This window comes from Rhodoplanes sp., from assembly GCF_013377085.1.
In the GTDB taxonomy this organism is placed as follows: domain Bacteria; phylum Pseudomonadota; class Alphaproteobacteria; order Rhizobiales; family Xanthobacteraceae; genus Rhodoplanes.
This window is the reverse complement of sequence record NZ_JACAAX010000050.1, coordinates 1-19,033: the sequence shown is the minus strand read 5'-3', so window position 1 is coordinate 19,033 and position 19,033 is coordinate 1. Positions and strand designations below refer to the sequence as shown.

Genomic DNA, 19,033 nt, shown 5'->3' with positions numbered 1-19,033 from the left:
AGAGGTCACATGGTCGGCAAGGCATCCGTTAAGTCGAACAAGAAGAAGGGCGCAAAGAGCGCCGGGCGGGCGAAGGGCGCCGAGGCGGCGTCCGACATCCGGAAGCCCAGGACGGCGGCTGCCAAGGCCACCGGCAAGACGGTCGCTGGCAAGGCGACCACGAAGGGGGCCGCCAAGCGGGCGGCTCCCAAGGCCGCCGGCAAGTCGGCGTCCAAGCCGGCATCAAAGAAGTCCAAGGCCAGGCCGGTCGCCAAACCGGCTCGCAAGCCTGCGGCGAAGCCGTCCGCGAAGTCGGTGGGCAAGCCGGCTTCCAAGAAGCCGGCTTCCAAGAAGCCGACGTCCAAGAAGCCGGCCACCAAGGCCGCGGTGACGGTGAAGTCGAAGCCGAAGCGTGGGGCCGTGACGTCGGCCGCGCGCGGCAAGGCGTCGTCGGCGAAGAAGCCGGTCGCCAAGACGGCGAAGCCAATCAAGACGGCGAAGCCGACCAAGACCGCCAAGACCTCGGCGCGCAGCAGCAAGCCTGCATCGCGCCCGACGCGGTCCGGTGCCGCATCGCGCGCCGCGGCGTCGCGTGCGGCCGCGCCCTCGGGGGCGGCGCCCGCCCGGCGCAAGCCGGCGGCGCCGGCCAAGGCTCCAGCGGTCAAGGGGCGGCCCGGCAAGTCCGCGTCGACCGACTCGGCGCCCAAGGCCTCGCCGCTCGAGCCGGCCGGCAAGCCGGCGGCCGACAAGGCGCCTGCCAAAAGCACCCTGGACCTCGCCCGTCAGCAGGCGGCCGGCCGGGTGAAGCGGGCGGTGCGGCGCGTCGTCGCCACCGTCGCCGATGTGGCGGCGGCCGCCCTCAAGCCGGCGCCGCGTCCGGCCTCGACGCTGCGCCCCGACTCCAAGCCGCGTGGGCGCGGCCGCGCGGTGCGCGGCGCCGCGGTTCCGGGCGTGGTGATCAAGGGCCGCATGGGGCCGCGCTATCCGGAGATCCTGTCGCCCGGCGCGCTCGCCTTCCTGGCCGAGCTGCATCGCCGCTTCGACGGGCGTCGACGCGAGCTGCTCACCGCCCGCACCGAGCGACAGGCCCGCTTCGACGCCGGCGAGCTGCCCGACTTCCTGCCCGAGACGGCGGAGGTCCGTTCGGGCCACTGGACCGTCGGATCGATCCCGGCCGACCTGCAGAACCGCCGGGTCGAGATCACGGGTCCGGTCGACCGCAAGATGATCGTCAACGCCCTCAACTCGGGCGCGACGCATTTCATGGCCGACTTCGAGGACGCCAACTCGCCGACCTGGTCGAACAACATCGAGGGCCAGCTCAACCTGCGCGACCGTTGGGACGGCAAGATCGACTTTACCGACGAGACCTCGGGGAAGCGCTACGCCATCGGCGACAACCCGGCCGTGCTGATCATCCGACCGCGTGGTTGGCATCTGCTCGAGGAGCACCTGACCGTCGACAGCGAGCCGATTTCCGGCTCGCTGTTCGATTTCGGCCTGTACTTCTTCCACAACGCCAAGACGCTGCTCGCCAAGGGCTCGGGGCCGTACTTCTACATCCCCAAGCTCGAGTCGCATCTCGAGGCGCGGCTGTGGAACGACGTCTTCGTCTACGCCCAGGAGAAGCTCGGCATCCCCAAGGGCTCGATCAAGGTCACGGTGCTGATCGAGACGCTGCCGGCCGGCTTCGAGATGGACGAGATCCTCTACGAGCTGCGCGACCATGCCGCCGGCCTCAATGCCGGCCGCTGGGACTACATCTTCTCCTTCATCAAGAAGCTCGCCAAGCGGCCCGACTACGTGCTGCCGGACCGCGGCCAGGTGGTGATGGGCAAGGCCTTCCTCGGCGCCTATGCGCAGCTCCTGATCAAGACCTGCCACCGCCGCGGCGCCTTCGCCATGGGCGGCATGGCGGCGCAGATCCCGATCAAGGGCGATCCCGCGGCCAACGAGGCGGCCTTCGCCAAGGTGCGGGCCGACAAGGAGCGCGAGGTCAATGACGGCCACGACGGCACCTGGGTCGCCCATCCGGACCTCGTGCCGGTCGCCAAGGAGGTGTTCGATCGGCTGATGCCGCAGCCGAATCAGGTCGACCGCCAGCGTGAGGACGTGACGGTCGCCCAGGCCGATCTGCTGCGCATCCACGAGGGCACCAAGACCGAGGAGGGCTTCCGCCTCAACATCCGGGTCGGGGTGCAGTACGTCGAAGCGTGGCTGCGCGGCCGCGGCGCGGTGCCGATCTACAACCTGATGGAGGACGCGGCCACGGCCGAGATCTCCCGGGCGCAGATCTGGCAGTGGCTGCAATACGGCGCCGTGCTGACGAACGGCGTCACGGTGACGCCGGAGCTCTTCGATCGGGCGCTCGGCGAGGAGATGGAACGGGTGAGGGGCGAGCTCGGCGCCGAAGCCTACGATGCCGGCCGCTTCCCCGAGGCCATCGATCTGTTCCGCCGGTTGTCGCTGGCGCCGCAGTTCGAGGACTTCCTCACGGTCCCGGCCTACAAGCTGATCGCCTGAGGGGCGCCAGGCTCCTTGTGATTTCGACAAGGTATCAAGGTCACCCCTCCGCCCGGAGGGGTGACCTATTTTTTTGGGGAGCTCACCCCCGAATCGCTGCGATTCGAAACCCGGCGCAACAGCACCCAGCCTGCAGGATCAATCTGGAAACGTTATGGAAATCTGCGTACTGGGGCCGCCGGACCCCACCGCATTGTGACCAAAATGCAACGCCCGTCACGAACCTAATTCGATTGCCCAATAACGCGGCAGTTGCCGAGTGATTCACCTTGCTGCGCACGCGTTCCGTGTGAGTTTATGAACCACGATTTCTTCTCGTCGGGGGGTCGACGGGAAATCGAGTGGGGTTCAGGCGAGCGCAGCAGCCCGGTGCGACTCGCGAGGGGGATTGGGGGCTCAGATGAAAAAGATCGCTCTTGCTACGGTTGCCATCACCTGCCTCGCCGGCTCGGCGTTCGCAGCAGACATGGCCGTGAAGGCTCCGGTCGTCGCGCCGGTCGTCACCAATCCGTGGGACATCGCGTTCGGTGCCGGCGTCTACTCCGACTACAATTTCCGCGGCATCTCGCAGTCGAACCGCGGTCCGTCGGTCAACGCCTATTTCGAGCCGCGCTACAACTTCAACGACAGCCTGCAGGCCTATGTCGGCGTCGGCGGCTGGAGCATCGATTTCCCGAATCGCGCCCGCTCCGAGATCGACATCTACGGCGGTATCCGGCCGACCTTCGGTAAGCTCGCCCTCGATTTCGGTGTCTGGTACTATTACTATCCGGGTGGCACCTGCTACAACCCGGCCGGTACTGCGGCCAATCCGACGTTCGGTGCCGATTGCTTCAACAACGGCTCGCTGAACGGCAATCAGTTCCCGCTCATCGGCGTCAACAACGGCAACGTGATCAAGAAGGACTTGAGCTTCCTCGAGTACTTCGCCAAGGGCACCTACACGTTCAACGACAATGTCGCCGTCGGCGCCGCGTTCTTCTACGACCAGGATTGGCTGAACTTCGGCTTCGACGCCAAGTACGTGTCCGGCAACATCAAGCTGACCGCGCCTGGCACTTGGCTGCCGACTGGCTACGGCCTCTACCTGTCGGGCGAGGTCGGCCACTATTTCCTCGGCACCACCGACTCCTTCTACGGCAACGGGAACTTCCCGCTCGGCATCAGGCTGCCCGACTACACCACCTGGAACGTCGGCGTCGGCTTCACCTACAAGGTGTTCACGGTCGACCTGCGCTACTACGATACCGACCTGAGCCAGGCCGAATGCAACGCGATCACCAGCGACTTCAATTCTAGCTTCAGCCCGGCCAATGTCACCGCGATCAACACCAATGGTCTCGGCTCCAAGTGGTGCGGCGCGGCCTATGTGATCTCGCTGAAGGCCGACCTGACCTACGGTGCCAACATCAAGTAAGTGCCGTCTTCCTCCTTCGATCTGCCTCGGGCGGCACCTTCGGGTGCCGCCCTTTTTCGTGGCCGGTGGCGCTTGGGCCGTACGGCGTAGGGCGTCATGAGCGAGCGCTCAGTGCACGCGAGTGGCCTCATGCCTATCACCGTCATGCGCGGGCTCGACCCGCGCATCCATCACGTTCGCAAAAGCGCTTTGTCGCAGGGCGATGGATCGCCGGGTCGAGCCCGGCGATGACGGAGCGACGCGGTCGAGGTGCGGGGCGTTTTCACTCCGCCGCCGCAGCGGCCGTGTGCTCGCGCAGGCGGTGGCCGTCGCCGTCGCGCTCCAGCACCAGATTGCGGTCGTGCAGCGCGTTCAGGGTCGAGCGGTGGCCGATCGAGATCAGCGCGGCGCCGGGCAGGCGCTCGCGCAACAGCCCGTAAAGGGCGGCCTCCGACGGCTCGTCGAGCGAGGCCGTCGCCTCGTCGAGGAGCAGGTAGTCGGGCGCCTGCAGGATCGCGCGGGCGACGGCGATGCGCTGCTGCTCGCCGAGCGACAGGGTGCGACCCCAATGCGCCTCCTCGTCGATGCGGTCCGTCAAGGCGCCGAGCCCGACCGCGGCCAGCACCTCGGCGATCTTGTCGCGCGAGAAGGCGTCCGGCAGGGCCGGGTAGCACACCGCGGCGGCGAGCGTGCCGACCGGCAGATAGGGCCGCTGCGGCAGCACCATGACACGGCTGCCGGCCGGCACCGCGACGCTGCCGTCGCCGAACGGCCAGACCCCGGCGAGGGCGCGGAACAGGGTGGACTTGCCGGAGCCGGACGGCCCGTTGACCAGCACGCGCTCCCCGGCCGGGAGTGCGAGACCGTGCGCCGCGACCAGCGGCGTGCCGCTCGGCAGCCGCACGTCGAGCCGCTCCGCCGCGATACCGCCGGCCTTGTCGCCGACCGTGACCGCGATGGTGTCGGGTCCGGCGGCCAGCGCCCGGCCGGCCGCGATCGAGGCGTCGAAGCCGGCGAGGCGGTCGACCACCGCCTTCCATTCGGCGAGCGAGCGATAGGACGTGACGAAGAAGGACAGGGCCTGCTGGACGCTGCCGAAGGCCGAGGCGGTCTGCATCAACCCGCCGAGATTGACGGCGCCGGCGAAATAGGCCGGCGAGACCACCACGAAGGGGAAGATGGTCGAGACCTGGTTGAAGCCGGCCGTGAAGAAGGTCAGCTTCTTCTGCCGTGACATGATGGCGTACCAGTTGCCCATCAGGGCGGCGAAGCGGTCGAGCAGGCGGGCCCGCTCGGCGGTCTCGCCGGCCAGCAGCGCGATCTGCTCGCCGTTCTCGCGCACCCGCACCAGGTTGAAGCGGAAGTCGGCCTCGTAGCGCTGCTGCTGGAAGTTCAGGCGTATCAGCGGCCGGCCGATCAGATGGGTGAAGGCGGTGCCGACCACGGCGTAGAGCAGCGCCGCCCAGACCAGGTAGCCCGGGATCGACACGGCCGTGCCGCCGATGTGCAGTGGCGCCTGCTCGGACAGGCCCCACAGGATGGCGACGAAGGAGCCGAGCGTGACCACCGAGTTGAGCAGGCCCAGCCCGATGCTGAGGCCACGGTCGATGAACAGGTTGATGTCGTCGGCGATGCGCTGGTCGGGATTGTCGGCGGCGTCGCCGAGGAGCTGCATGCGGTAGTGGTTGCTGCCCTCCAGCCAGTGCGACAGGTATTGCCCGGTCATCCAGCGGCGCCAGCGGATCTGGAGCCACTGGTTGAGATAGAGCTGATAGACGGCGAGCAGGATGTAGGCGGCGGCCAGCGCGCAGAACAGCAGCAGCTCGGACACGAAGGTGTCCCAGTTGCGCTCCTGCAGGGCGTTGTAGAAGCGGTTGTTCCACTGATTGATCAGCACCGTGATGGCGACGATGCCGAGCTCGATGACGATCACGGACGCCAGCAGGGCGCGACCGGCCCGGCGCTCCTCCGAACGGAAATAGGGTGCGGCGAGCCGCCAGACGACGGCGAGGGAGGCGATCAGGCGAGACACGGGCGGGCTCCAGTCGGGTGCGGCCAGGCTTTTCGCCCGGCGCCGGACGACGCCCGGGCGGGGCGGTAACCGGCCGACGCCTGCTTCGGGGGCAATCCCGGCGTTTTCACGTCTGGCCGGCCGCGGCCGGCCGGGGCGCGCGGCGCCCGGCATCCCGGAGTGCGGATTTTCACCTAAAGTTCGAGTCCAACGCCCTTGAGGTTGTGAAAGGAACCGGCCACACTGTGGCCCAACCGACGGTCCGACACGTCGGAAAACGAGCGGCCAACGCTCCAAGACGGCCCGAAACGAGGCCGCCAGCCAATGTTCTCAGGAGGAACAAGCCCATGTCCCGTCCGGACACGCGTCAGTCTATGCCGTCGTCTGAAGCCGCCTCGTCCACCGTCACCTCGTCCAACGTCGCCAGCCGCCGAAAATTCCTGCTGACCGCGGGGGCCGCCGGCGCCGCCGCGACGGTCGCCGCCCCGGCGATCGCCCAGTCGACCGGCCCGATCAGCATGCGCTGGCAGAGCACGTGGCCGTCGAAGGACATTTTCCACGAATACGCGCTCGACTTCGCCAAGAAGGTCAACGACATGACCGGTGGCGACCTGAAGATCGAGGTGCTTCCGGCCGGCGCCGTGGTGCCGGCCTTCGGCCTGCTGGAGGCGGTCTCCAAAGGCACGCTCGACGGCGGCCATGGCGTCATGGTCTATCACTACGGCAAGCAGACGGCGCTCGCGCTGTGGGGCTCCGGCCCGGGCTACGCGATGGACGCCAACATGCTGCTCGCCTGGCACAAGTACGGCGGCGGCAAGGAGCTGCTCGGCAAGCTCTACGATTCGATCGGCGCCAGCGTCGCCTCGTTCCCCTATGGCCCGATGCCGACCCAGCCGCTCGGCTGGTTCAAGAAGCCGATCGCCAAGATCGAAGACATGAAGGGCCTCAAGTTCCGCACCGTCGGCATCTCGATCGACGTGTTCACCGGGTTGGGGATGGCCGTCAACGCGCTGCCCGGCGGCGAGATCGTGTCGGCCATGGATCGCGGCCTGCTCGACGCGGCCGAGTTCAACAACGCCTCGTCTGACCGCGTGCTCGGCTTCCCCGACGTCTCCAAGGTCTGCATGCTGCAGAGCTACCACCAGAACGCCGAGCAGTTCGAGGTGCTCTTCAACAAGGCGAAGTACGATGCGCTGCCCGAGAAGATGCGGGCCATCATCGCCAACGCCGTCGAGGCCGCCTCGGCCGACATGTCCTGGAAGGCGATCGACCGCTACTCCAAGGACTATGTCGAGCTGCAGCAGAAGGACAAGGTCCGCTTCTTCAAGACGCCCGACGCGGTGCTCAAGAAGCAGCTCGAGGTCTACGACGAGGTCGTGAAGAAGAAGGCGTCCGAGAATCCGATGTTCAAGGAGGTTCTCGAGTCGCAGCTCACCTTCGCGCGCCGGGCGACCCAGTGGGAGAACGACACGGTGGTGAGCCGCAAGATGGCGTTCGACCATTACTTCGGCCCCAACGGCGTGGCGAAGCAGCCGACCTGAGCTCGCGGCGGTGCCGCGCCAGCTCCGCATCCGCGGGGCCGGCCGCCGCACCGCCCGACGGCTTGCCGATGCCGCCGACCCCGCCTGCGTGTGCGGAGCTCGTCGGCGGCATTGCGCATCCCCGAACCATGCGCCGTCCGCCCGCGCGGTCGGACGGCAGCCCAGCGTTCGTTGCATCCCCGCGCCGAGCACTCCGACCCCATGATCGCTCAGACCGACGCGCCGTCCCGGCGTTCCAGCAGGTCCGCCCGTCCCGAGACACCGACCGAGAGGCTGCTGCATGCGGTCGACGGCATCAGCACCTTTGTCGGCAAGGCGGCGGCCTGGCTGATCATCGTCCTGATGGCGGTGGTGTGCATCGAGGTGGTCAAGCGCTACATGCTCAATGCGCCGACCGCCTGGATCTTCGACCTCAACAACATGCTCTACGGCACGCTGTTCATGCTGTGCGGCGCCTACACGCTCGCCCAGAACGCCCATGTGCGCGGCGATTTCCTGTACGGCTCGATGCAGCCGCGTACCCAGGCGACGTTCGACCTCGTGCTCTATCTGCTGTTCTTCTTCCCCGGCATCATGGCCCTGATCTACGCCGGCTGGCACTATGCCGGCGATTCCTGGCGAATCGCCGAGCACTCCAACGTCACGGCCGATGGTCCTCCAGTCTATCACTTCAAGACCGTGATCCCGATCGCCGGCGCCATGGTGATGCTGCAGGGGCTCGCCGAGATGGTCCGCTGCGTCGTCTGCCTCAAGACCGGCGACTGGCCGAGCCGCCTCAAGGACGTCAGCGAGATCGACGTGGTCGAGGAGCAGCTCCGGGACAGCGAGCACGTGGACGACGACGCCCGCAAGGCGGCGATCAAGCGGGCCCACAAGATCGACGAGACGGCGCGCCAGCGCGGCATGGGCGGAGACCTGCAGACATGAGCGATTCCTCCCTCGGGCTGCTGATGCTCGGGCTCATCGTGGTCGTCATCATGATGGGCTTTCCGACCGCCTTCACGCTGATGGGGCTCGGCATCGTCTTCGGCTTCATCGCCTTCTGGGACCCGAGCCAGTTCTGGTGGGACAACCGGGTGTTCGACCTGATGGTCCAGCGCACCTACGGCGCCATGACCAACGACGTTCTGATCTCCATCCCGCTCTTCGTGCTGATGGGCTACGTGATGGAGCGCGGCGCGCTGGTCGACAAGATGTTCTACTCGATCCAGCTCGCCTTCCGCCGGGTGCCGGCCTCGCTCGCCGTCGCCACCCTGATCGTCTGCACCTTCTGGGGCATCGCCTCGGGCCTGGTCGGCGCCGTCGTGGTGCTGATGGGCGTCATCGCCTTCAACCCGATGCTGCGCGCCGGCTACGACGTCAGGCTCGCCGCCGGCGTCATCACGGCGGGCGGCACGCTCGGCATCCTGATCCCGCCCTCGGTGATGATCATCGTCTATGCGGCGGTGGCCGGGCAGTCGGTGGTCAAGCTCTACGCGGCCGCGATGTTCCCGGGCTTCTTCCTGGCCTTCCTCTATCTCGTCTACGTCGTCGGCTGGGCGCTCATCGATCCGAAGATCGCGCCGCCGCTGCCGGAGGAGCAGAACCGGGTGCCGGTGCCGGCCTGGGTCCCGAAGCTGCAGGCGGCCTATTCGCAAAACGTGCTGCGCGCCCTGGTGACGTCCCTCGTGTCGCCGTCGAAGGCGCGCGAGATCGGCGACGCCGGGGAGCCTGGCGTCGGGCGGGTCGACTATCCGATGCTGCTGCGCAATTTCGCCATTGCGCTGGTACCGTTCGGGCTGACCGCCGGCACCCTCGCTCTGGTCTGGTGGTATGTCGTCATCCACCAGCAGGCCGACGCCGAGACGCTGGAATCGCTCGGTGGCCTGCAGCAGCTCGGCTCGCCCGAGCCGACGACGCCGGCCGAGGCGACGACGCCCGGCGGGCCGTCGACGACCTTCGTCCTGTGGTTCACCGGCATCGCCGTCGTGCTCGCCCTGCTGCAGCTTCGCTATTACTGGCGGATGACGGCCGAGCGGTTCGAGGTGTTGAAGCTGCTCACCATCTCGGTGATGCCGCTCGGCATCCTCACGGTCATGGTGCTCGCCGTCATCCTGCTCGGCATCACCACGGCGACGGAGTCGGCCGCGGTCGGCGCCGCCGGCGCCTTCGTGCTCGCGCTGCAGGCCCGCACGCTCGACTGGAAGCGCACCAAGGAGGCGGTGTTCCTAACCGCCAAGACCACCGCGATGGTGTGCTGGCTGTTCGTCGGCTCGGCGCTGTTCTCGGCCGTGTTCGCCGTGCTGGGCGGGCAGGCGCTGCTCGAGCACTGGGTGCTGTCGCTCGACATGTCGCCCGTCCAGTTCATGATCCTGTCGCAGGCGATCATCTTCGTGCTCGGCTGGCCGCTGGAATGGACCGAGATCATCATCATCTTCGTGCCGATATTCTTGCCGTTGCTGAAGCATTTCGGCATCGACCCGATCCTCTGGGGCACGTTGGTGTTCGTCAACCTGCAGGCCGCCTTCCTGTCGCCGCCGGTCGCCATGTCGGCCTTCTATCTCAAGGGCGTCGCGCCGCCCCACGTCACCCTCAACCAGATCTTCGCCGGCATGATGCCCTACATGCTGGTGGTGATCCTGTGCATGGTGATCATGTATCTGTGGCCCGGCATGACGCTGTGGCTGCCGGCCTATCTTTACGGGGGGTGAGACGAGCGGCCGGGCGTGACGGTCCGTCCGTCACGCCGCGTCGGGGGTCGCGTGGCGGTCTTCGACCACCCGCCGTCTCGGAAAGCGGATCGTGACGGTCGTGCCGCAGCCTGGTTTGCTCGTCAGCTCCAGCGTTCCCTGATGCAGCTCGACCAGGGATTTCGCCAGCGTCAGGCCGAGGCCGGTCCCTCCGCCGGCCGAGTTCCGCTGGTTGGGAACGCGTCCGAAGGGCGACAGCGCCTGTCCGATGTCCTCCGCCGCGATGCCGATTCCGGTGTCGCCGATCGTCAGCACGATCTCTCCTTTTTCGGACTCGCTCAGCGAGATCGAGATCGTTCCCCCCGGGTCGGTGTACTTGATGGCGTTCGACAGCAGGTTGAGCACGATCTGTCGCAGCCGCTGGTGATCGCCGAGGATCGGATGCACCGATGGATCGATCTCCAGATGCACGCGCAGGTCCGCCAACTCGGCGCGCGCGGTGCTCAGCAGGGTGACGGTCCGCACCTCGGCGGCGAAATCGACGACCTCCTCGTGCAGCACGACCTTGCTCACCTCGACGCTCGCCGAGTCGAGCATCTGATCGACCAGAGCGATGATGTGGCGGGTATTCTCGGCAATGCACGTCGCGAACTGGCGATATTGTGGAAAGCCGAGCGTCTGGTAGGTCTCGGAGCCGATCAGGTCGGTGGTCGCGACGATCGCCTCGAGCGGCTTGCTGATCTCCTGCTTCAGGGAGGAGAAGAAGGCCGCATTCAGCTTCATGGTTTTTTCCATGGCGTCGCCGGCGACGAGCATCTGATACGACTGTCGTTGCGCGCGATCGCGCTCCTTGGTGCGGTTCGCGATGAGGCTCTGCGCGCCCTGCATCGCCGTCGCCAGCGTGTTGGACTCCTGAAGGTCGAGCCTGGGCAGAGGCACGGCCTCGCCGCGGCTCAGCGCCAGCGCCGGGTCGATGAGGGCGTCGACCGACGCGGTCAGTCGCCGCGACAACCGGATGGCGACGTACAGGCTCGCAGCGATCAGCAGCAGCCCGATGGCGGCGCAAGCGGCGACGAACCAGCGAAGGTCGCGGGTCACGGCGGCGACCGGAACCAGGATCGCGGCCGTCAGGTTGGAGACGTCGGAACGGCTGAAGGCGGCGTAGACCGGGATCCCGTCGTTGGTGACGGTCTCGACCACGCCGGCCCCCTGCCGCGCCCAATAATCGGTGAACTTCGAGGGGGGGCTCTGCCCGACGAAGATCTCCGGCCGCTGACTGCGGGCCACGATGGTGCCGGTCCTGTCGATCAGAACGACGACGCGGTCGGGGGGCTGCGCCCACTGGACGATCAGCCGGCTCAGCCGTGCGGAACCGATCCTGATGTCCAGGCTGTAGACGATGTCGGTTCCGCGCAGGACCGGCACGGCGACGGCGATGGCCGTCTGCAGGAGCACCTTGTCCATCAGTAGGTCCGACACGATCGTCTCGCGGCCGGCAAACACCGCGGCGAGATGTGAATGGCTTTCGTCTTGCGGCAGCTCCGAACCGAACGGAAGGTGGGTGCTGAGGACCTGCTGGCCCGACGCGTCGCTCAGCACGACGTCGTATCCCAACAGCCGCTGCACGATCTCGCGGGCCTCGGCATGAAAGGCTGCGAGATCGCCGGACTTGACGTGAGGCAGGGCCGCCAGCACCCGAGCTGTCGCGGCCGTTCTTTCCAGCTCGCGATCGATCGCCATCATCACCTCGTGCGCCGTCGTGACGGTTCCGGAGACGAGGCGGCTCGCTTCCCATCGGTAGAAGGCGTCGGCCAGGAAGAGCGTGCCGACGACGACCGGGGCCATGCAGGCGAGGACGACCCAGACCAACGTGCTGCGCACCGTGCGGGGCGACAGCGCGGACCCGAACAGGCGGCTCGCCCAGAGCGCAACCATGCGGTCATACCGAATATTATCGGAGGGATTCTCAGTCTTCGGAAGCTCTGATTCACAAACTCGCAGGCCCGGCGGCGACGCACTCGGAGACCTTGGCGACGAACGAATCAAATCAGATTTGTGACCGTATCAGCATGGTTGGGGCAGGCAATACGTTTAAGTCGCAGCTCTCGGGACCTAGTAGAAAATAGATATGTAGATAGTGCATTTGTATCATCCGCATTGCCGATGCTCGTGGCGTTGCGGCAAGTGTGTGTCGCCCGTCTATCGAAGCATCATGCGCGGATCGAGCCTGCGCAACGATCGGCAGAGTAGATAGGTACCATCGTCTCGGTTTCATGGATCGCCTGGTCGATGCTTGTGGACGCGGGACGAGCCGGTATTGCGCGTCCTTCGTCATGCTCTGCGCAGGCCGGGCATCCAGCACGCCATGCCGTGTCGAGGAACCATGCTGGCTCCCGGCGTTCACCGGAGCGCCCTCCGTCGCGGACGATGACGCCAGCGAGCCCGGCGAGACTGTCGTCTCGGCATCCATGGGGCGAGCCCGGCGATGACAGTGCGAGATCACCAAGCGCCGCGTAACCGCGGCCGATCTCACTTCCAGCTCGACGTCTCGGAACTCCAGGTCTGGCCGTCGAGGTCGCGGGCGAGCGCGGCGAGCAGGGCCTCCTGCTCGATGGCGGCGCCCTCCTCGTCGTTGCCCTGGTAGCCGCTGGTGAAGCCGAGCTGAGCGCCGGCGCTCTTGTCGGCCGGCTCGATGCTCGATTCGCCGAGCCAGATCACCAGCGCGTCGCCGGCGCCCGGCTTCTCCGGTCCGACCAGCAGCGTGACCTCGATGACCTCGGTGAGGTCGAGGCCGCGCGCCGCCTGGTCGGGGCGCTCGAGCTTGAGCGTCAGCTCGCGGGTCACCTCGTCCCATTGCGACGACACCGGCTTGGCCGACAGCGCGCTGCCGACCGCGGCGGCGAGGCGCGTGGCGAGCGCATCCGCCTTGAGGGCACCGCCGTCCATGAAGGGCGCCGCCTTGATGCGCACCGAGCGCTCGATGCCGTAGGAGCCGGTCGTCCAGCCGGCCGCGGTCACGCCCGGCATGCCCTGCAGCTTGGCGACCAGCGCGCCGGCGCGCTCGGGGGCGGCCTCGATCCGCACCATCTGGTGGCCGCTGCGCAGATCCGTGCAGCTCTGCACCAGGCTCGCATAGTCGATCCGCACGCCCTGGCCGCGCAGGCTCTTCACCAGGTCGAGGAAGCCGTCCTGCGAGACCCGCACGGCGACCGCGATCGGCGACACCTCGGCGAAGCTCGCCGGCGTCGCGATGATCTCGTCCTCGCTGGTCTGCTGGTCCTTGAAGTCGGCCTCGCTCATGTCGCTGAGGTCGCCGGCCGTCACCTGCTGGACCTTGCCGCCCTTGGTGATGGTGCCTTCGAGCGAGAAGGTGTCGCCGGACTGCTTGCGCACCAGGCTGACCGTGACGGGCACGTGGTCCGGCTCGCTCAGGGCGGTGCCGGTGAGCTTGCCGCCCTCGGGCTTGAGCGTGACGACGAAACGGTCCTTGCGGTTCGATGTGGCCGTGACCGAGTGGCAGACGTCGAGCGTGGCGGCGGTGATCCGGTTGCCCTGACGGGTCTCGCGCCAGATCGCGTCGCTCGGCAGCGGGCCCATCAGCTCGCCGAAGATCGTCATGTAACGCACCGTCTCGGCGGGCGGGGCAGCGGCCGGCTTGGCGCCGCCCTTGGCCTGCGACCAGGCCGGGGCCGGCAAAGCGAGCGTCAGAGACGCGGCGACGACGGCGAGCGCACGCATGAAGTCCTCCAGCGGGGATGGCTGCGACCCGGGGCGGCCGCGGCCGGCCGCCCGCACGGGGGGAATCACGAGGCCGGCGGGTGCTCCGCCGGCGCTTGACCACAAGCACGCCCTGCCGGCAAGAACAAGGCGCCCGCGACCCTGGCGGCGGGGCCACGGGGTCCGGCGCCGAGGCCGTCCCCGTAGACCCGTCCTCTTTCGGAGTGTGACCGTGATTCGACCCTGTGCTGTTCCTCTGCGGCTCGCGACCGGGGGCGGGCGCGGCGCCTGCGCGCTTGCTCTCGTGCTCGCGGCCAGTCTCGGGCTGGCGGCTGGCGGCGTGCGGCAGGCCGTCGCCCAGGACGGCTTCCCCTACGGGCAGGAGCTGCGGATGGACGCCGAGCCGATGAAGGGATCGAAGAAGATTCCGGTGCTCGACATCGCCGATACGGGCCTCGCCGACATCGAGCTGTGGTGCAATGCCGTCAAGGCCCGCCTGGTGGTCGCCGCCGATACCATCACGGTGCTGACCGGCCCCCGCACCGACCGTTCCTGCCCGCCCGAGCGTGCGCGTGGCGACGAGGAGGTGCTCGCGGCCCTCAACCAGGCGACGCACTGGAAGGTCGTCGACGACGCCCTGGTGCTCAGCGGCGGCCCGGCCACGCTGCGGTTTCGCATGCAGCGGAATTGAGCAAATCCGTCATTCCGGAAGCCGACCGAAGGTCGGCTGTCCGGAATCCAAAACCCCGGCTTGTGTTTATGGATTCCGGGCTCGCGCCTCCGGCGCGCCCCGGAATGACGGAATTGGCCTCACAACCCCAGCTTCGGCCACAGCGCGTCGATGCGGGCGGTCAGGTCCGGCGTGGGCTTCAAGACCTTGCCCCATTCGCGGGACGTCTCGGCGCCGATCTTGTTGGTGGCGTCGATGCCGAGCTTGCCGCCCAATCCCGACAAGGGTGACGCGAAGTCGAGATAGTCGATCGGGGTGCGGTCGATCACCATCAGGTCGCGCGACGCGTCGAAGCGGGTGGCGATCGCCCAGGCGACGTCGTCCCAGCTCTTCGGGTCGACATCGTCGTCCACCACCACGATCAGCTTGGTGTAGGTGAACTGCGGCAGCATCCCCCAAAGGCCCATCATGATGCGCCTGGCATGGCCGGGATAGCGCTTCCTGATCGAGATGATCGCCATCCGGTACGAGCAGGCGTGCGGCGGCAGCCAGACATCGACGATCTCGGGGAACGCCCGCCGCACGATCGGCAGGAAGAGCTCGTTGAAGGTGGCGCCGAGCACGGCCGGCTCGTCGGGCGCCCGCCCCGTGAAGGTGGAGACATAGGTCGGGTCGCGTCGCGTCGTGATGGCGGTGACGCGCATCACCGGGAATTCTTCGACCGAGTTGTAGTAGCCGGTGTGGTCGCCGAACGGGCCCTCCGGCGCCGTCTCGGTCGGCGAGACGAAGCCTTCGATGACGATCTCGGCGTCGGACGGCACCATCAGCGGCACCGTGCGGGCGGGCGACAGGCGTGGTCGCGCGCCGCGCAAAAGGCCGGAGAAGCGCACCTCCGACAGCGTTTCGGGCAGCGGCAGCACGGCGGTCAGCATGGTCGCCGGATCCGTGCCGATGGCCACCGCGACCGGCGTCTCGCGCCCCTGCGCGGCCCATTGGGCGTGGTGCTTCGCCCCGCCGCGATGATGCAGCCAGCGCATGATGGCGCGGTCGCGGCCGAGCACCTGCATGCGGTAGATGCCGAGATTGTAGCCGGCGACCGCCTCGCTGTCGGGCGGCCGGGTCACCACCACGGGCCAGGTGATCAGCGGTCCGGCCTCGTCGGGCCAGCAGGTCTGCACCGGCAGGGCGCCGAGATCGGCATCCCGGCCGAGGCGTACGTCTTCCTGGACGGGGGGCCGATCGACCGTCTCGGCCCGGGTGCGCATCGCCGCCCGAAGGATCGGCAGGCGGGCGAGGGCATCGCGAAACCCGTCCACCGGCTGCGGCTCGCGCAGATTCGCCAGCGCCTCGCCGAGCTCGGCGAGCCGCTCGGGCTTTATGCCGAGCCCGGCGGCGATGCGGGCCCGGGTGCCGAACAGGTTGACGGCGACCGGAACGGGGAGGATCGCGCCCGCCGCGTTGCGCGGGCGCTCGAACACCACCACGGGGCCGTCGCGGGCGATCACGCGGCGGTGAATCTCCGCCATGTCGTGGACGAGGTCGACCGGCTCGGACACCCGGGCCACCTCGCCGCCTGCGTCGAGGTGCCGCAAGAAGTCGCGAAGATCGCGGAAGGGCGGAAAGTCACGGATCGGCACGGCTCAACCCCACGAGGCAAAAGAGCGCGGAAGCCATCATTCCGGGACGCGCGCTTTTGGCGCGCGGGCCCGGAATCCATACGCCCTGCGGCAGTTGTCGGCGAAGACAGGGGTTATGGGTTCCGGGCTCGGCGCGTCGCGCCGCCCCGGAACGACCGGAGAGACTGTGCAAAGCCTCCGCAGCGCAGGCGATCAAGAGCGTTAGCCTGTCAAGCGTCCTTGATATAGGACAAAGTCGCGTCGACCTCACCGCGGTAACCACGGCGTTCCATGTCGAGCAACTCTGCCACTGTTCCCGAGCTTCCGTCCGCCCTCGCGTTCGGCTTGCGGCCCTTGCCGCTCGCCCCGCTCGCTGCGGCGCTCGATCTCGTCGTCAAGTCGGCCGCGCGCCGGCATCCCGCCATGTTCGCCCGCCTCGGCGATCAGGCCGGCAAGCGGTTCCTCATCGAGCCGACCGACCTGCCCTTCGTCGTGGTGATGACGCCGCGCGCCGAGGACCCCGAGGTCCTGGTGGTGCGCCGGGGCGAGGAGCCCGAGACGGACGCCCGCATCGCCGGACCGCTCGGGGCCCTGATCGGCCTGATCCACGGCGCCTATGACGGCGACGCGCTGTTCTTCTCGCGCGATCTCGCGGTCGAGGGCGACATGTCGGCCGTGGTGGCGCTGCGCAACGCGCTCGACGACGCCGAGATCGACCTCGTCGCCGAGGCCGCCGCCGTGCTCGGGCCGCTGGCGTCGCCGGCCGAGCAGGTCGGCCGCCTCGCCGCCTCGGTCGCGGAAACGATCACCGGCATCGCCTTCGCCCGCCCACGGAGCGGCTCATGACCATCACGATGACGACCGCCAACGCGGCGCCGGCGCCGAGCGCCGCCTGGAAGCCCAAGGCCAAGCTCGAGCTGGTGTGCCCGGCCGGCACGCCGGCCGCCATGCGGGCCGCCATCGAGGCCGGCGCCGACTCGGTCTATTGCGGCTTCGCCGACGACACCAACGCCCGCAACTTTCCGGGCCTCAACTTCAGCCCGGCCGAGATGGCCGAGGGCATCGCCTATGCGCACAAGCGCGGCGTCAAGGTGCTGATCGCCGTCAACACGTTTCCGCGTGCCGGCGAGCCGGCCGCCTGGCATCGCGCCATCGACACGATCGTCCAGTGCGGCGGCGACGCCGCGATCGTCGCCGACATCGGGCTCCTGGACTACGCCGCCGAGAAGCACCCGAACCTGCGGTTGCATCTCTCGGTGCAGGCCGCCGCCGCCAATCCGGAGGCGATCGGCTTCTATATCGAGCGCTTCGGCGTCAAGCGGGTGGTGCTGCCGCGGGTGCTGACCGTCCAGGAGATCGCCACGCTCAACAAGGAGATCGCCTGCGAGACCGAGGTGTTCGTGTTCGGCGGCCTGTGCGTGATGGCGGAGGGGCGCTGCTCGCTGTCCTCCTACGTCACCGGCTGCTCGCCCAACATGAACGGCGTCTGCTCGCCGCCGAGCCATGTCGCCTACACGCAGGAGCGCGGCGAGTTCGTCTCGCGGCTCGGCGAGTTCATGATCAACACCGTGCCGGGCGGCCAGCCGATGCCCTATCCGACCCTGTGCAAGGGCCGCTTCACGGCGAACGGCGAGACCTCGCACATCTTCGAGGACCCGGCGAGCCTCGACGCCAGCCTGCTGATCCCGCCGCTCGCCGAGGCTGGCGTCACGGCCCTCAAGATCGAGGGGCGCCAGCGCAGCCGCAGCTACACGGACGCGGTGGTGCGGGCGCTGCGCGGCGCGCTCGATGCGCATTCCCGCGGCCTGCCGATCAATGCCCGCGCCCTGATGGCGCTCTCCGAGGGCGCCACGACGACGCGCGGTGCCTACCAGAAGACCTGGCGATAAATTCATGACCACCAACGGCACCGAGGCGGCCCGGCCGACTCTCACGCTCGGCCCGCTCCTGTTCAACTGGACGCCGGAGCGCTGGCGCGACTTCCACTACCGCATCGCCGACGAGGCGCCGGTCGAGCGCGTCTGCGTCGGCGAGGTGGTGTGCTCCAAGCGCCTGCCGTTCTACCAGGACGACATTCCGGCCGTGATCGAGCGGCTGCAGCGCGGCGGCAAGACCGTGATCCTGTCGTCGCTGGCGCTGCCGACGCTGGTGCGCGAGCGCAACATGATCAAGGATCTGGCGGCGATGCCGGACGTGCTGGTGGAGGCGAACGACGTCTCCGCCTTCCCGCAGCTCGCCGGCCGGCCGCACGCGATCTCGCCGCTGATCAATGTCTACAACGAGGGCACGCTCGCCTTCATGGAGAAGCAGGGCGCCGTGCATGTCTGCCTGCCGCCCGAGCTGCCGATGACCGCGATGGCGCCGCTCGCCGCCAGGGCGACGACCGCGACCATCGAGGCCTGGGCCTTCGGCCGCGCGCCGCTCGCCATCTCGGCGCGCTGCTACCATGCGCGCGTGCACGGGCTCGCCAAGGATTCGTGCCAGTTCATCTGCAACCAGGATCCGGATGGGCTCGCGGTCGACACGCTGGAAGGCCGCCGCTTCCTCTCGGTCAACGGCGTGCAGACGCTGAGCGACGCGTTCGTCAATCTGGTCGGTGACCTCGACGCACTCCTCGCGCGCGGCATCCGGGCGTTCCGGCTGTCGCCGCACACCTGCGACATGGTCGCAGTGGCCCAGGTGTTCCGCGACGTGCTGGACGGGTCGATCACGGGCGCCGAGGGCGAAGCCCGCATTGCCGCGCTGATGCCGAACGCCACCTTCGCCAACGGATTCCTGCACGGCAAGCCCGGCCACCAGCGCGTCGCGCTGGCCGGGTAGGCACTCCGTCTCTCACGAGCATCTCTCCGCCCTCACCCTGAGAGCCTGACCGAAAATTGAGTGAGTGATTTCGGGGGGCTGTGATTCCGTC

13 protein-coding genes are annotated in these 19,033 nt (G+C 68.2%); 9 read left to right on the top strand and 4 right to left on the bottom strand.

Going from position 1 to position 19,033, the window contains the following annotated elements; genetic code table 11:
• Nucleotides 1–9 precede the first annotated feature (9 nt).
• Together aceB and HXX10_RS25420 are read left to right on the top strand one after the other, a co-directional pair.
• A complete protein-coding gene (gene aceB, locus HXX10_RS25425; RefSeq protein ID WP_296526099.1) occupies nucleotides 10–2,502 on the top strand; it encodes a malate synthase A in 2,493 nt (830 codons plus the stop codon).
• Nucleotides 2,503–2,902: 400 nt separating this feature from the next.
• Entirely contained in the window at nucleotides 2,903–3,919 is a 1,017-nt protein-coding gene (locus HXX10_RS25420) for a TorF family putative porin (RefSeq protein ID WP_296526098.1), read from the top strand.
• A gap of 262 nt (nucleotides 3,920–4,181) precedes the next feature.
• On the opposite strand, the gene HXX10_RS25415 is transcribed toward HXX10_RS25420, so the two are convergent.
• The gene (locus HXX10_RS25415; RefSeq protein WP_296526097.1) at nucleotides 4,182–5,930 is read right to left on the bottom strand and encodes an ABC transporter ATP-binding protein/permease; all 1,749 of its coding nucleotides are present in this window, start codon (nucleotides 5,928–5,930) and stop codon (nucleotides 4,182–4,184) included.
• A gap of 353 nt (nucleotides 5,931–6,283) precedes the next feature.
• On the opposite strand from HXX10_RS25415, the gene HXX10_RS25410 reads away from it, so the two are divergent.
• The 3 genes from HXX10_RS25410 to HXX10_RS25400 all read left to right on the top strand — a co-directional run bounded on the left by HXX10_RS25410 (nucleotide 6,284) and on the right by HXX10_RS25400 (nucleotide 10,140).
• Nucleotides 6,284–7,450, top strand: a complete 1,167-nt coding sequence (locus HXX10_RS25410) for a TRAP transporter substrate-binding protein (protein WP_296526096.1) — start codon at nucleotides 6,284–6,286, stop codon at nucleotides 7,448–7,450.
• Between the two features lie 201 nt (nucleotides 7,451–7,651).
• Nucleotides 7,652–8,377 (top strand): TRAP transporter small permease subunit, encoded by a 726-nt coding sequence (locus HXX10_RS25405; RefSeq protein WP_296526095.1) that lies wholly within the window; start codon nucleotides 7,652–7,654, stop codon nucleotides 8,375–8,377.
• Nucleotides 8,374–10,140 carry a TRAP transporter large permease subunit gene (locus tag HXX10_RS25400; RefSeq protein ID WP_296526094.1) on the top strand — a complete coding sequence of 589 codons (1,767 nt, stop codon included), beginning with the start codon at nucleotides 8,374–8,376 and terminating at the stop codon, nucleotides 10,138–10,140. The genes HXX10_RS25405 and HXX10_RS25400 overlap by 4 nt, the downstream gene beginning before the upstream one ends.
• 30 nt (nucleotides 10,141–10,170) lie before the next feature.
• Here the strand turns inward: HXX10_RS25400 and HXX10_RS25395 are convergent, their stop codons facing one another.
• Nucleotides 10,171–12,054, bottom strand: a complete 1,884-nt coding sequence (locus tag HXX10_RS25395; protein ID WP_296526093.1) for a sensor histidine kinase — start codon at nucleotides 12,052–12,054, stop codon at nucleotides 10,171–10,173.
• A 594-nt stretch (nucleotides 12,055–12,648) separates the two neighbouring features.
• Nucleotides 12,649–13,857 (bottom strand): hypothetical protein, encoded by a 1,209-nt coding sequence (locus HXX10_RS25390; protein WP_296526092.1) that lies wholly within the window; start codon nucleotides 13,855–13,857, stop codon nucleotides 12,649–12,651.
• Between the two features lie 211 nt (nucleotides 13,858–14,068).
• Here HXX10_RS25390 and HXX10_RS25385 point away from each other — a divergent pair, with 211 nt between their 5' ends.
• Entirely contained in the window at nucleotides 14,069–14,527 is a 459-nt protein-coding gene (locus tag HXX10_RS25385) for an META domain-containing protein (RefSeq protein WP_296526091.1), read from the top strand.
• 119 nt (nucleotides 14,528–14,646) lie between these two features.
• Here the strand turns inward: HXX10_RS25385 and HXX10_RS25380 are convergent, their stop codons facing one another.
• On the bottom strand, nucleotides 14,647–16,143 hold the full coding sequence (locus tag HXX10_RS25380) for a UbiD family decarboxylase (protein ID WP_296526090.1): 1,497 nt from the start codon (nucleotides 16,141–16,143) through the stop codon (nucleotides 14,647–14,649).
• Between the two features lie 270 nt (nucleotides 16,144–16,413).
• On the opposite strand from HXX10_RS25380, the gene HXX10_RS25375 reads away from it, so the two are divergent.
• From HXX10_RS25375 to HXX10_RS25365, 3 genes are read left to right on the top strand one after another with little or no spacing between them, the layout of a single operon-like run.
• Nucleotides 16,414–16,968, top strand: a complete 555-nt coding sequence (locus HXX10_RS25375) for an SCP2 sterol-binding domain-containing protein (protein ID WP_296526089.1) — start codon at nucleotides 16,414–16,416, stop codon at nucleotides 16,966–16,968.
• A gap of 8 nt (nucleotides 16,969–16,976) precedes the next feature.
• Complete coding sequence (locus HXX10_RS25370; RefSeq protein ID WP_296526120.1) at nucleotides 16,977–18,011, top strand: peptidase U32 family protein; 1,035 nt, start codon at nucleotides 16,977–16,979, stop codon at nucleotides 18,009–18,011.
• Nucleotides 18,012–18,015: 4 nt separating this feature from the next.
• Complete coding sequence (locus tag HXX10_RS25365) at nucleotides 18,016–18,942, top strand: U32 family peptidase (RefSeq protein WP_296526088.1); 927 nt, start codon at nucleotides 18,016–18,018, stop codon at nucleotides 18,940–18,942.
• Nucleotides 18,943–19,033: the final 91 nt, after the last annotated feature.

Coding starts and splice junctions, on each gene's coding strand:
- aceB (WP_296526099.1), top strand. CDS start 10: ATGGTCGGCAAGGCATCCGTTAAGTCGAACAAGAAGAAGGGCGCAAAG.
- HXX10_RS25420 (WP_296526098.1), top strand. CDS start 2,903: ATGAAAAAGATCGCTCTTGCTACGGTTGCCATCACCTGCCTCGCCGGC.
- HXX10_RS25410 (WP_296526096.1), top strand. CDS start 6,284: ATGCCGTCGTCTGAAGCCGCCTCGTCCACCGTCACCTCGTCCAACGTC.
- HXX10_RS25405 (WP_296526095.1), top strand. CDS start 7,652: ATGATCGCTCAGACCGACGCGCCGTCCCGGCGTTCCAGCAGGTCCGCC.
- HXX10_RS25400 (WP_296526094.1), top strand. CDS start 8,374: ATGAGCGATTCCTCCCTCGGGCTGCTGATGCTCGGGCTCATCGTGGTC.
- HXX10_RS25395 (WP_296526093.1), bottom strand. CDS start 12,054: ATGGTTGCGCTCTGGGCGAGCCGCCTGTTCGGGTCCGCGCTGTCGCCC.
- HXX10_RS25390 (WP_296526092.1), bottom strand. CDS start 13,857: ATGCGTGCGCTCGCCGTCGTCGCCGCGTCTCTGACGCTCGCTTTGCCG.
- HXX10_RS25375 (WP_296526089.1), top strand. CDS start 16,414: ATGTCGAGCAACTCTGCCACTGTTCCCGAGCTTCCGTCCGCCCTCGCG.
- HXX10_RS25370 (WP_296526120.1), top strand. CDS start 16,977: ATGACGACCGCCAACGCGGCGCCGGCGCCGAGCGCCGCCTGGAAGCCC.
- HXX10_RS25365 (WP_296526088.1), top strand. CDS start 18,016: ATGACCACCAACGGCACCGAGGCGGCCCGGCCGACTCTCACGCTCGGC.